Annotated in this window: 14 protein-coding genes and 1 tRNA gene; 6 read left to right on the top strand and 9 right to left on the bottom strand. The window is 45.5% G+C overall.

Translation table 11 applies throughout. The features are described 5' to 3' along the window. Positions 1-2 precede the first annotated feature (2 nt). A complete protein-coding gene (locus EE116_RS07505) occupies positions 3-1226 on the bottom strand; it encodes an argininosuccinate synthase (protein ID WP_122873877.1) in 1224 nt (407 codons plus the stop codon). Positions 1227-1392: 166 nt separating this feature from the next. On the opposite strand from EE116_RS07505, the gene EE116_RS07510 reads away from it, so the two are divergent. The 4 genes from EE116_RS07510 to EE116_RS07525 are packed head-to-tail and all read left to right on the top strand — an operon-like array spanning position 1393 to position 4019. Further along, positions 1393-1638: a S4 domain-containing protein gene (locus tag EE116_RS07510; RefSeq protein WP_122868880.1), complete on the top strand. Its 246-nt coding sequence runs from the start codon at positions 1393-1395 to the stop codon at positions 1636-1638. Next, entirely contained in the window at positions 1635-2036 is a 402-nt protein-coding gene (tsaE, locus tag EE116_RS07515; RefSeq protein ID WP_122873878.1) for a tRNA (adenosine(37)-N6)-threonylcarbamoyltransferase complex ATPase subunit type 1 TsaE, read from the top strand. Before EE116_RS07510 ends, tsaE begins: the two co-directional genes overlap by 4 nt. Further along, positions 2029-2757, top strand: a complete 729-nt coding sequence (gene lptB, locus EE116_RS07520; protein ID WP_122873879.1) for an LPS export ABC transporter ATP-binding protein — start codon at positions 2029-2031, stop codon at positions 2755-2757. Before tsaE ends, lptB begins: the two co-directional genes overlap by 8 nt. Next, positions 2757-4019 carry an RNA polymerase factor sigma-54 gene (locus EE116_RS07525; protein WP_122873880.1) on the top strand — a complete coding sequence of 421 codons (1263 nt, stop codon included), beginning with the start codon at positions 2757-2759 and terminating at the stop codon, positions 4017-4019. The genes lptB and EE116_RS07525 overlap by 1 nt, the downstream gene beginning before the upstream one ends. A gap of 524 nt (positions 4020-4543) precedes the next feature. On the opposite strand, the gene EE116_RS07535 is transcribed toward EE116_RS07525, so the two are convergent. Genes EE116_RS07535 through EE116_RS07550 form a run of 4 tightly spaced genes read right to left on the bottom strand, consistent with a single transcriptional unit; the run spans position 4544 to position 7794 of the window. Next, on the bottom strand, positions 4544-5362 hold the full coding sequence (locus tag EE116_RS07535) for an adenylosuccinate lyase (RefSeq protein ID WP_122873881.1): 819 nt from the start codon (positions 5360-5362) through the stop codon (positions 4544-4546). A gap of 35 nt (positions 5363-5397) precedes the next feature. Continuing rightward, entirely contained in the window at positions 5398-6120 is a 723-nt protein-coding gene (locus EE116_RS07540) for an arginyltransferase (RefSeq protein ID WP_241091660.1), read from the bottom strand. Continuing rightward, a complete protein-coding gene (locus EE116_RS07545; RefSeq protein WP_122873882.1) occupies positions 6114-6335 on the bottom strand; it encodes a hypothetical protein in 222 nt (73 codons plus the stop codon). Before EE116_RS07545 ends, EE116_RS07540 begins: the two co-directional genes overlap by 7 nt. Next, positions 6328-7794, bottom strand: coding sequence for an acetyl-CoA carboxylase subunit A (locus tag EE116_RS07550; protein WP_122867933.1), 1467 nt, complete (start codon positions 7792-7794; stop codon positions 6328-6330). The genes EE116_RS07545 and EE116_RS07550 overlap by 8 nt, the downstream gene beginning before the upstream one ends. Positions 7795-8190: 396 nt before the next feature. Here EE116_RS07550 and EE116_RS07555 point away from each other — a divergent pair. Next, a tRNA-Arg gene (locus tag EE116_RS07555) sits at positions 8191-8267 on the top strand. Between the two features lie 510 nt (positions 8268-8777). Here the strand turns inward: EE116_RS07555 and EE116_RS07560 are convergent. Genes EE116_RS07560 through EE116_RS07575 form a run of 4 tightly spaced genes read right to left on the bottom strand, consistent with a single transcriptional unit; the run spans position 8778 to position 11349 of the window. After that, complete coding sequence (locus EE116_RS07560; protein ID WP_122873883.1) at positions 8778-9266, bottom strand: SixA phosphatase family protein; 489 nt, start codon at positions 9264-9266, stop codon at positions 8778-8780. A gap of 1 nt (position 9267) precedes the next feature. Beyond that, complete coding sequence (locus EE116_RS07565; protein ID WP_122873884.1) at positions 9268-10107, bottom strand: ferritin-like domain-containing protein; 840 nt, start codon at positions 10105-10107, stop codon at positions 9268-9270. Beyond that, positions 10104-10637 carry a rhomboid family intramembrane serine protease gene (locus tag EE116_RS07570; protein ID WP_122873885.1) on the bottom strand — a complete coding sequence of 178 codons (534 nt, stop codon included), beginning with the start codon at positions 10635-10637 and terminating at the stop codon, positions 10104-10106. Before EE116_RS07570 ends, EE116_RS07565 begins: the two co-directional genes overlap by 4 nt. A gap of 52 nt (positions 10638-10689) precedes the next feature. Then, the gene (locus EE116_RS07575) at positions 10690-11349 is read right to left on the bottom strand and encodes an NlpC/P60 family protein (RefSeq protein ID WP_122873886.1); all 660 of its coding nucleotides are present in this window, start codon (positions 11347-11349) and stop codon (positions 10690-10692) included. A 270-nt stretch (positions 11350-11619) separates the two neighbouring features. Here EE116_RS07575 and murA point away from each other — a divergent pair, with 270 nt between their 5' ends. Then, on the top strand, positions 11620-12885 hold the full coding sequence (gene murA / locus EE116_RS07580) for a UDP-N-acetylglucosamine 1-carboxyvinyltransferase (protein ID WP_241091694.1): 1266 nt from the start codon (positions 11620-11622) through the stop codon (positions 12883-12885).

Genomic DNA, 12885 nt, shown 5'->3' on the forward strand with positions numbered 1-12885 from the left:
ATTTAGTTAAATTTGCGCCCATTTTTGCGCCCGATGATAAATCTTAGCGCATTTAGCTTGATAAATCCGTTTGCATCTTTTTGATCAAACACGCTATCCTCTTCAAACGTACAAAACGCTTCGCTAAAGAGATTATCCGTCTTACTGTCGCGTCCTAGCACGATTACGTTGCCTTTGTAGAGCTCGACTTTGACCGTGCCGTTTACGTTTTCTTGGCTCTTGTCGATGAGCGCTTGCAGCATGATACGCTCAGGCGACCACCAGTAGCCGTTATAGATGAGCTCTGCGTAGCGAGGCATCAGCTCGTCTTTTAGGTGCGCCGCGCCGCGGTCTAGCGTGATGCTCTCGATCGCGCGGTGAGCTTTTAGCATTATCGTGCCGCCAGGAGTTTCGTAGCAGCCGCGGCTTTTCATGCCAACCGAGCGGTTTTCTACGAGGTCTAGTCTGCCGATACCGTGTTTTGCGCCTAGGCGGTTTAGCTCGGCTAGCAGCGCCGCCGGACTCATTTTTTTACCGTTTATGCTAACGGGATCGCCTTTTTCGTAGCCGATTTCTATTATCTCGCTTTCATTTGGCGCGTCTTTCGGGCTTACCGTCCAGCGCCACATATCGGCCTCCGGAGCGTGAGCAGGGTTTTCAAGCACTAAGCCTTCGTAGCTGATGTGGAGCAAATTTGCGTCCATAGAGTAGGGGCTTTTGCCCGGTTTCTTTTCTATTTTGATACCGTTTTTTTCGGCGTATTTTAGTAGCTTTTCACGGCTGTTTAGATCCCACTCGCGCCAAGGGGCGATGATGGTTAGGTTATCTCCCAGCGCGTAGTAGCCTAGCTCAAAGCGCACTTGGTCGTTACCCTTGCCGGTTGCTCCGTGGCTCACGCCGTCGGCGCCTACTTTGGCGGCGATTTGGGCTTGTTTTTTAGCTATTAGTGGGCGAGCTATCGAGGTGCCTAGTAGGTATTCGCCCTCATAGACGGCGTTTGCTCTAAACATCGGAAATACGAAATCTCGCGCAAATTCCTCTTTTAAATCCTCTATAAATATATTTTCGGGTTTTATGCCAAGCTCTAGCGCTTTTTGGCGTGCGGGTTCTAGCTCCTCGCCCTGGCCGATATCGGCGGTAAAGGTTACCACTTCGCATTTATACTCGTCTTGTAGCCATTTTAAAATAATGCTCGTATCAAGTCCGCCCGAATAGGCGAGAACGACTTTTTTCACATCTTTTTTCATTCTCTATCCTTTATATTGAGATGACGCGTATTTTAGCCAAATTTGATTAATTTGTTATAAATATTTCCGCTAAAATCGCGTGCGCTAAACGTCAAATTTACATTAAATTTAATATGCGATGACGAGGAATTAAAAATTTAAGCCAAATTTGGCTAAAATCGCCGCCATGAGAGTAGATAAGTTTTTAAATACCGTAAATATAACAAAAAGGCGCGCGGTTAGCGAAGACATGTGCAAAAGCGGCGTCGTGAGCGTAAATGGCGTCGTTGCTAAACCGGCTAAAGAGGTCAAAATCGGCGACGTGATAACGATCAAATTTCTAGTCAAAGAGGCGCGCTACGAAGTGCTAGCGATCCCAGAGACCAAAAGTATCCCAAAATCAGCCCAAGCGCTATACGTAAAAGAGCTATGATAGAGCTAAATTTGGGGCTTGGCGAGCTTGGCGAGGTGGTAAAAATTTTACCCCAAAGCGGCGTCGTTATATTGCAGGGAAATTTAGCCAGCGGTAAAACGACGCTAGTTAAAGCCATCGTAAAAGCTCGCGGCATCGATGCGGAGGTTACTTCGCCCACGTTTTCGGTCATGCAAAGCTACGGAGATAAAATTTATCACTACGATATCTATCAAAACGGACTTGATGCGATTTTGCAAAACGGGCTTTTTGAAAATTTGCTAGAGGAGGGGCTTCACCTAGTGGAGTGGGGCGACGAGCAACTGGAAAAGGCGCTGGCAAATTTGGGCGAAAAATGCGTCAAGGTAGTCATCTCGCCTAGTCAAAAAGGGCGAAAATACGAGGTTTACGGTGCATAAATTAGAAGTAAAAGATTTACAAAAAACGATCAAAAAAACAAACATCATAAAAGGTATCTCGCTAGAGGTCAAAAGCGGCGAGGTAGTAGGGCTGCTGGGTCCAAACGGCGCGGGCAAAACGACTACGTTTTATATGATCTGCGGACTCATCTCGCCATCTAGCGGCAGCGTGTTTTTAGACGGCGCGGACGTGACGAAGGTGCCGCTACACAAGCGTGCGCATATGGGGATCGGCTATCTGCCGCAAGAATCAAGTATATTTAAAGACCTCTCCGTCGAGGAAAATTTACTGCTCGGCGCCGAGATCCTATATAAAGACGAAGCCATCCGCGAGAAAAAAGTAAACGAGATGCTAAATTTGCTAAATATCGAGCCCATACGCCTGCGAAAGGGCGTGAGCCTAAGCGGCGGCGAGCGTAGACGCTGCGAGATCGCTAGAAGCCTCATCATCACGCCTAAATTTTTGCTTCTGGATGAGCCCTTTGCCGGCGTCGATCCGATCGCCGTTAGCGACATACAAAGCATCGTTCGCGACCTAAAAAAACTCGGCATCGGCGTGCTCATCACCGACCACAACGTCCGCGAGACGCTAGCCATCTGTGACCGTGCCTACGTGATCAAGGACGGTAGCCTGCTAGCTAGCGGCAGCGCGAACGAAGTCGCGAACAACAAACTCGTGCGCACCCACTATCTGGGCGAAGAGTTTAAATTTGTAGAATAATGCTAAAGCAAACTCAAGCTCCCAAAAATAAGCTCTCGCACACGTTGCGCTCGTGGCTGCCGATACTAAGTAGCAGCGTCGAGGAGCTAAAGGAGACGCTTGAGCCGTTTTTGGCAGATAATCCGTTTGCAAGCGTGCAGCAGCGAAATTTAAGCGAGCTACCAAGTGCCGCGCCATCCAAAAAAGATAAAAATTTCTTCAAAGAAATATCAAAAAATAGCGTAACCGACAATATCGAAAGCTTTAGTGTGGCTAAAACGGGGCTTTACGACAAGCTAATCGAGCAGATAGATAAGCCGCTGTTTCCGACCGAAAAATCCCAAAAAATCGCGATGAAAATAATCGAGTGCATAAATGAGGAGGGCTACTACGAGCCTGAAGTTTTTGACGAATTTAGCGAGGCGGAGATCGAGTCGGTGCGCAAGCGCTTTGCGTACTTAGAGCCCGCAGGCATCGGCGCAAAAGACTATAAGGAGAGCTTTTTATTTCAGCTTGAGGAGCTAAATTTGGACGAGAAGCTCTTTGAAAGCGCTAAAAAGCTTGCGTTAAATTTCGAAAATCTCTCCCAAATGCGCAAAATCCCGCTCTACAACGAAGCGCTCGCCGTCATCAAGAGGCTAAAAAACCCGCCCGCGATCGAGTATATGAGCGAGGCTGCGGCGATCATCCCCGACATAGTCATAGACACGAGTTCGGGCGGTATCGAAGTGCGCATCAACGACGACTTTTACCCTGAGATCGTCATCGACGTAGAGGGGCTTGACGAAAAAGAGAGCTTCGTCACCTCCCGCGTAAAAGAGGCAAAAGACCTCATAGATGCGCTTAATATGCGAAAAGCCACGCTGCGCAAGATCGCCCTAATGCTAGTGGAGTATCAGTATGATTACTTTTTCGGCGGCGACATCAAGCCTATGCGCCTAAAAGATATCGCCGAGGATCTGGGGCGAAACCCTTCGACCATCTCGCGCGGCATCTCAAACAAATACCTCGAGTGCTCGCGCGGGCTCGTACCTATAAAGAGCTTTTTCTCCGCCGCGATCGACGAGGACGTTTCAAACAAGGCCATCAAGGACTTCGTAGCAAATCTCGTCCGAAATGAAAATCCCGCCAAACCGCTTAGCGATCTAAAAATTTTGGAGTTTATAAAGAAGGAATTTAACGTCGAGGTCGTCCGCCGCACGATAACCAAATACCGCCTGGCGCTAAATATCGGTAGCTCCAGCGAGCGTAAAAAGACCTATCTGCTGCAATCCGGTAAGTAAAATTTGACGCTTGGAGCGGGGGCAAATTTGCCGAGCATGCCGCAAATTTAAGCGTAAATTTTAAATTTAAGCAGAGTTTTGGCGAGGCTCGTATCGCATTTCTCTTGATTTTTAAGTCTCGAAAATTTAAAATATCCATATGAAGCGCATATTTTTTATTCTTTTTGTCCTATTTTTAGGCATTGCGAGTACTTATTTGATTGAGGGTATCGCTCCTAGCATAGACAACATTATGGGCGGTTTATTTTTCGGTTTGATTTTGGCTATACCAATTTTTTGGTTATTTCGCTGTTTGGGGCTTATTCCTTGCGATCAAAATATTGAACTAACGCCTATAGATCTATTTTTCGACGATAGCAACTGCGATAGTTACTTTTACGTTTTTAATCTTATTATTTCTTTGATTTTGATGTTATTTATAGGCCCCTATGCATTAATTATGGCTATAGTTTGCGTGATTTTTCAGGGTACAATTAAACGGTTACTAAATTACATTTTTTATGCTAAAGTCTAAAATTTAAATCTTATTCCACCGCTCCAGATTCAAGTTCCTTAAAATATGGCTTCAAACTCTCATAGGCGTTTTGGATACGCTGAAACTGCGTTTTGCACTCGTCCAAAAGCTCCGGGCTAAGCGCGGCGTGAAAGTCTGGGTGATAGGCCTTGACGAGCTCCAGATATCGGTTTCGCACCTCCTCAAAGCTATCGTTTTTATCGCACCCAAGCACGGTAAAATGATCCTCGAAAAGGCTAGCAAGCGCGGCAAATTTGGCTTCGTTTTTCTTGGCGCAGATTTTGATCTGTTTTTTAAATTTTTCAAATTCCTCTTCATTATAGTTAAAGATGATTGAAAATTTCATATATTCGCTTTTGTTAAATAGCTCCTCTAGGCGCGCGCATTCGCCCAAATTTGCGATATTTAGGGCGATTTGACCCTCGGCGGATAAAATTTGCTTTGACTCAAAGCCCCTGATGATGTGCGAGATGAAGGCTTCGTTTGAGCGATCAAAGCTAAATATCGCGCCGCCCCGCACGAAGGCGACGTCGACGAAAACCATGGCTTTGAGCGAGTTTGGTTGGATGTAGTGCAGTTTGATGGTTTTATACTCGGCGAAGTTTAAATTTACGTTTTTTAGTTCGTATCTCTGGCAGAGTTTTTTTAGAAATTTGACGAAATATTTGCGCTGAACCTTCTCGTTTTCGTCGTAAAACGACATCACTTTGCCTTTTTGCCCCAGCGTCTTGGCGAAGTTTCGCTTTATGAGCGCTTGCAGCTCGAAAAACAGATCGGCGTCTGATGTTTCTATGCTTAGAGATTCTAGATTTTGACTTACTTTTATCAAATTTTGCCTTTATAAAACGCATTTGAAAGCATTTTTTATTCCGCTTTTTCCCACACGGGCGTTTCGTCTAGCGGGACATATTCGCACAAGCGCTCGTAGGGTTTGTAGTCTGCTTTGTAGGCTAGGCTAGGGCAGTCTTTGACGTAGTAGCCCAGGTATATCCAGCGCAAATTTAGCTGCCTGGCCAGTAAAATTTGCTGATAGAGCGAATATCTGCCGATGCTAAGGTCCGCAAAATCAGGATCGTAATAGCAATAAACCGCCGAGATGCCGTCGCTAAGGATATCGACTAGATCGACGCCGATGAGACGGCCGTCTGCAAAATACGCAATCTCCTTGCCAAACTCCGCGTGCCCCGCGACGTAGAGCTCGTAGTAGCGGCGAAAGTCCAGCTCATAGTACTTCCACTCGCGCTTTTCTTGCATAAATTTATGGTATTTTTTATATAGCGCCACGTGTGCGTCGTCTAGGAGCGGCTTTGTTAGGATGATTTTGGTGTTTTCGTTTTTACGCATCGTGCGGCGGGCGGATTTGCTAAATTTAAAATTTAGCGCATCGACCCTGATATTTACGCACTCGCGGCACCCTGCGCAGTTTGGCTTGGAGAAATATTTGCCAAAGCGCCTAAAGCCTCGCCTGGCAAGAGCGTCGTTTACGGCAAAGTCGCAGCCGTCTACGTAGCGATACTCCATGCGCGAGTCCCTGTCCTTGAGGTAGGGGCAGGGGCTGGGTAGGGTGGAAAACGGCACGACTAGCACTTTTTGATATCCGCGTCCTTGACGTAGGCTAAAAACTCGTCGCGCAAATTTTGCTCTTTGTGCGCGATGGCTTCTTCTTTGCTAAAAGTTTTTGGCTCAGGCTTTAAATTTTGCTTTGCGGCATTTTTGGCGGCTGAATTTGAGCTCAAATTTGCATTTTGCTCCTTTTGTAGCTCTTTTTTTATATCCTTTAAGCTATCGAAAAAATCATTCATCCGCGTGCTCCTCTTTAAATTTTCTAGCGTCTTTTACTCTTTGTATCGCGGCGGCGATGGCGGCGATAACCTCTTCGTTGTCTTCGTTGTCTTTGGTTTTCATTTTTTCTAGCAACGTAGGCATCTTGTTTTCGACGTATGACGTATCGAAAAATCCTCGCCTAAAGTCGCGCTCCTTGCTGATGCTGAGCAAAAACGGTATCGTGGTTTTGACGCTACCTTCGATCGTAAACTCATCTAGCGCGCGTTTTAGTTTATTTACGGCTAGATCGTAGCTAGGGGCGCGCACGATTAGCTTAGCTAGCAAGCTATCGTAAAACGGCGGTATCTGATAGTCTTTATATAGGTGGCTATCCACGCGAACGGAAGGGCCTAGAGCAGGGTAGTAGCCGCTGATCTCGCCTGGGCTCGGGATAAAATTTTGCCATGCGTCCTCAGCGGTGATACGAGCCTCGATCGCAAAGCCTTGCGTGATGACGTCGCTTTGCTCCATGTCTAGGATTTCGCCAGCTGCGATGCGAATTTGACGTACGATGAGATCCACGCCCGTGATCTCTTCGGTCACGCCGTGCTCGACCTGGATGCGGGTGTTCATCTCCATAAAGTAAAAGTTGTTATAGTCGTCGAGCAAAAACTCGATCGTGCCGGCGTTGGTGTAGTTTACGGCCTTTGCCGCGGCGACTGCGGTCACGCCCATGCTCTTTCGCAGGCTTTCGCTCATCGTCGGACTAGGCGCGATCTCGAGGATCTTTTGGTGGCGGCGCTGGATCGAGCAGTCGCGTTCGGCTAGGTGGATGATATTGCCGTATTTGTCGCCTAAAATTTGAAACTCGATGTGGCGCGGATTTACGACGTATTTTTCCATAAAAACTTCGTCGTTGTTAAAAAACGCCTTGGCCTCGCGCGTGCAGCTTTCAAAGCTAGATTCTAGCTCCTCCTCCTTCCACACGACGCGTATGCCGCGTCCGCCGCCGCCGCCGCTAGCTTTTAGGATGACCGGATAGCCGATGCGCTCGGCGTATAGTTTGATGTTTTCTATCGTTTCGTTGTTTAGCTTTTCGGTGCCGGGCACGATAGGGATGCCGTTTTTATTCATCAGATAGCGAGCGATATTTTTATTGCCCATTTTTCTGATGACGTCGGCGGTAGGCCCGATGAAAACCAACCCCGCGTCCTCGACCTCTTTGGCAAATTCGTAGTTTTCGCTCAAAAATCCATATCCTGGGTGTATCGCGTCTGCGCCGCATGCTTTTGCAACCTCGACTATGCGCTTGGCGTCTAGGTAGCCCTTGATCGGGTCGATGCCGATCTGGTAGGCCTCGTCGGCTATTTTGACGTGCAGGCAGTCTTGGTCTGGCTTGGTGTAAATGGCGACGTTTTTGATGTGTAGGTCTTTGCAGGCGCGGATCACGCGAACGGCGATCTCTCCGCGGTTTGCGATCAAAATTTTATGTATCACTTGGCTTTCCTTTCTTGTCGTTTTTTGAATTTTACTCTTTTTTGCTTGCTGATGCTTGAAATTTGTTTTTTTAGGGTACTATCTTTCTTTGCGTACCGTCTTTAAATTTGCCCTTTTTGCTATTAAATTTTTAGCTTGCTCTACCTTATTTAATATATTTTAGTGCTCGGTAGTCAGGCACGCTTATTTTTAATTAAACTTGTTACATAAGATAACATAAAGATTTTTTATAGATGGTTAAATGTGGCAAATTTGGTGCAGAAATTTGAAATTTTATGGCCTTATGGCAAAATTTGATGCAGCGGGGGATGCAAAAATGTAAAATTTTTGCAACAATGTCAAAATTTATGAAAGATTTAAGAAACCTTTGGCTATACTTCACATTTCTTTTAAAGTGCGCTCGTAGCTCAGCTGGATAGAGCATTTGATTGCGGTTCAAAAGGTCAGGGATTCGAATTCCTTCGAGCGCACCATTTATTCATTTCTTTCAGCCCTCATTTTCTTTTTATAAATCACGTTTTATAGATGTTTGTATTATATTTTTTGACCTTATTTTCTTTTTTATTCTAAGACTTTTGCAGATAAATTATTTAGATATAAAGACCTTTGGACATAAAATTTCAATATCTAAATTTTTTATCCCTGGTAAAAAACACAGAAATCGCTCAATTTTAATGCTTATAAAAATAAGGCAAAAGGTAAAATGCAGACTATTTTTACCATTATGTATTGAAAACTGTAATTTTCAAATAAATATTTATATCTCTTTTGTGTCGCCTTAATATTTTCAGCAAATGCCGAAAACACGGCACTTCCTAACGTTTTACATTTTGCATTAAAATAATTTATCCGTTAAATTTCATGCTAAATTTAACGGATAATTTTTATGCTTATTTTGCTAAATATTTTGCTTGTTATCGTATGTTTTTTGAGGTAATTAAGTTGAAGAAAAATGCAAGAATAAAATAGAGCTTTTAATAGCCCTACTTTTTATGTTTTTTAGGGTAATCGAAAAATAGAGCCTTTGCGCCGTGCTCTTTTAGCTCCTTGAAGCTGCCGTCAAATTCGACGCAAAAGATGCCACATGTGGGTATATTCCCGATCGCAGCATCGCTTAAAAGCTCGCAAATTTCAGTTATAGCGTCGTTGTGGGCTATGACAAATACGCTTTGAAATTTGTCGTCAAACTCTCTTATGAAAGTCAAAATCTCATGTGTCTGCGCACCGTATAGCTCGTCTTTAATTTTGATTTTTTTCTTAAATTTGATCGCTTCGGCTAGCTTTTGAGCTGTTTTAGCGCAGCGTTTGGCAGAGCTTGAAAATATCGCATCTGCCCTCACCTCGTGCTTTTTTAGCCGTTCGCACATTAGCGCCAGATCCTTTTTGCCTCGCTCGCTTAGATCGCGCTCAAAGTCGCTACCATCACCCTCATCTATGGCTTTTGCGTGCCTGATAAAGTAGATTTTTTTCATTTTATTTCGCCTTTCCGGCTTTCGCTATATTTTTTATGTGCTCGATTTCCGCCTCGCTAAAGCCCGATTTTAGGCGCGCGCTCACGTTTAGTTCGCGAGACTGCAAAAAGGCTTTAGGGTAGATTTTTTGCACGATTTGCGCGTATATTTCGGGGCTTACGCCCTCTTTTTCACAGGCAAATTTAAACCAACGATTGCCCTTTGAGACGTGCGAGATCTCCTCGTCTAAGATGACTTGCAAAATTTCGCAAAGTTGCGCCTTGTCTTCATCTTTTTCGCGCTCGGTTTCCAGCTTTTTTAGCATAAAAGCGTTTGCGTCAAGGCCGTTTGCCTCCATGTATCTAGGCAGTACCGCCATGCGCTCAAGCAGCGACGCGGAGGTGTTTTGCAAAGCGATAAAAAGCCCGTCGTGCACGGTAAAATCGCTGTATTTCACGTCAAATTTAGCCATGTGATTCTCGATCATCTTAAAGTGCCTGATCTCATCCTCGGCGACCTCTAGCCAGTCGTCATAGTAGGCTTTTGGCAGCGCACGAAATCGATACGCCGCATCTAGCGCGATATCTACGGCGCTGTATTCGATATGCGCGATCGAGTGAAGGAAGGCTTTTTGTTTGTCGGCTTGTTTTTTGCCGCCGATTTCTCTCATGGCTACGACTTCGCAAAATGCAGCGTAGCTCGGGCGTTCAAGTGGCTTTATCTCGTCAAATTTACCGCCCTCTTTTATCTGTGCGTCAAATTTACCGGCCTTATACTCGGCGTAAAATCGTTTAAATTTGTCAAATTTAAGCTCCTTGTCGCCGCACTCTAAAATCTCCCAAATTTGATCGAAAAATCTCATTTTATCACCTTAAATTTTACCCCGAAATACCCTAGCGCAAAGCCGATGATATGCGCATACCAGGCTACGTTTACGCCCATAGCTACGGGCGCGAAGCTCATTAGCAAGATAGCGATTATTAGCCCCTTTCGGCTACTGGCGTCCAAAAATGCCAAAACGCCCAGTAACAGACTGATTGCGCCGCTAGCTCCGACTAAATTTATAAAAATTCCGTTAGTTTTAAACATAACATAAATATAAATAAAACTAAGCAGCGAAGTCAAAACGCCTCCGACGCAGTAAACGACGGTGAATTTTTCGCTGCCGTAGTACCGCTCTAGAAGCGATCCGAACTGATACAAAACAGCCATATTCATCAGCAGATGGGCTAAATTTGCATGCATAAACATCGAAGTCGCCGGCTGCCAGACGTAAAGTCCGTCCGTGAAAAACATATTTAGCCCAAGCGTCGCGTTACTGCCGCAAATGCCGCAGTAAACGGCAAAATATACTAGACAATTTAACGCGATGAGCGATATCGTAGCTTTCAAAAACGGCTCCTTTTTAAAGGCTTTATCATATAAAATTTAGACATAAATTTAGCTAAAAATTAACCTTGCCAAAGCCGGCAAATCTGTTTGACGTTAGGCAAGTAGCGTCGCCGCCTTTACACGCTACGATGTAGGAGTTTACCTCTTTGCCGCCTATTTTGTGGCTGTTTTTTTGAAATAGATTTATAAATCCGCTTTTGTTTTTGCCTCTGGTATTATGCATAAATCTTATAGTTCCGTCGTCTTCTATACGGTCTATGATGCCAAGGTGGGTTATGATTTGTTTGTTTTTGCCTTTGGTTTGGCTCGTGGTGTTGTTAAAAAACACCAAATCTCCTAGCTTTGGGCTTGTTTGCGAGATCAAATTTCGCTTTTTGTAAAGATTATAAATGGCTTGAGATTTCGATCCGTTTTCGCCGTAAAATTTGAGTAAATTCGTCTCTGAAAAGTAAACGTTATTTATGTTTTTATTTACGAGAGAGACGAAGCCCGAGCAGTCTCCGCCGTCTTTTTTGCCCAAAAAACCTTGCATAAAATTTGAAAGCGCTATGCCGCCTAGATCATTAAATACGTCTTGCTGCGAGTTTAAAAATCTCGCGTTTAAAATCTGTCCGCTTTGATCGGTCGGGTAAATTTTGGGCGTATTGTTCGCGCAACCGCTAAAAATCAAAGCCGCAATCGGCGCAAGCGGCAAAAAAATGGTAAATTTCATTTAAATCATCCTATTTTATATTTAAATTTCAAGGCGAAGTATCTTGTGATAAATTTAAATGTTTCGACGAAATTTTCGACCGAAGATAGAACATAATAGTTCATCGAGGGAGAAAATTTCTAGATCATTTAAATTTACCCAAGAGACAAGCCGTAGAGACGAACTGCCTAAAAGCAAAATTATATAAATAAATCGGTAAATATCGGCATAAATTTAAATTTATAAGCTAAATTTCACTATACTTTGGATTTTATTTAAGGATTTAAGATGATGCATTATTTAGAAATCGAAGGAAACGCGAAACTAGGCGGCGAGGTTGCCATAAGCGGTGCAAAAAACGCCGCCCTGCCCCTCATAGCCGCGGCTCTAATCATAAAAAACGACGTGACGCTAAAAAACATGCCAAACGTCGCGGATATAAAAACATTGGCGACGCTGCTGGTAAATTTGGGCGCAAAGTGCGAATTTACGGACGATCACACGCTAAAAATCAACTCAAACTACATCAGCTCCACGAAGGCCAACTACGACATCGTGCGTAAAATGCGCGCCTCTATACTCGTGCTTGGTCCGCTGCTGGCTAGGTTTGGCCACTGCGAGGTGAGCCTGCCCGGCGGCTGCGCGATCGGACAAAGGCCGATCGATCTACACCTAAGCGCGCTTGAAAAAATGGGCGCAAACATCGAGATAAAGCAAGGCTATGTCGTAGCCACGGCGCCCGACGGGTTAAAGGGCGCGCAGATCGTGTTTGATAAGATCACGGTAACGGGCAGCGAAAACATCATCATGTCCGCCGCGCTCGCTCACGGTACGACGCATCTAATCAACGTCGCCAAAGAGCCCGAAGTGGTGCAGCTTTGCGAGGTTTTAGCCGCAGGCGGCGTGAAGATCGAGGGTATCGGCACGGACGAGCTGGTGATCGAGGGCACGGATAGGCGTATGCTGGACGTCGGCGAGATAACGGTTATCCCCGATAGGATCGAGGCTGGGACGTATCTTTGCGCCGGAGCGATCACGAACTCGCAAGTAACTATCGCGAACGCCAATGCCGCGCATCTTAGGGCCGTGCTTACTAAATTTAACCAAATGGGCTTTGAAACCGTCGTGGACGGCGACAAAATCACGATAATGCCGGCTAAAAACGTAAATCCCGTCGAGATCGTGACGACTGAGTTCCCGGGATTTCCGACCGATATGCAGGCGCAGTTTATGGCGCTCTCGCTCGTGGCAAACGGCGTTAGCACGATCGACGAGAGGCTTTTTGAGAACCGTTTTATGCACGTTAGCGAGCTCACGCGTATGGGTGCGGACATCCGCCTAAACGGCCACATCGCGACGATCTACGGCGGAGGCGAGATAAACGCCGCAGACGTGATGGCTACCGATCTGCGCGCAAGCTCTGCTCTAGTACTAGCCGCCCTTGCCGCAAACGGAACTAGCCGCGTGCATAGAATTTATCATCTAGATAGAGGCTACGAGGGGCTAGAGCGCAAACTAGCGGCTCTGGGCGCAAAAATACGCAGGCTGGAGGAGTAA

Origin of the sequence: Campylobacter showae (assembly GCF_900573985.1) — a bacterium.
Taxonomy (GTDB): Bacteria; Campylobacterota; Campylobacteria; order Campylobacterales; family Campylobacteraceae; genus Campylobacter_A; species Campylobacter_A showae_E.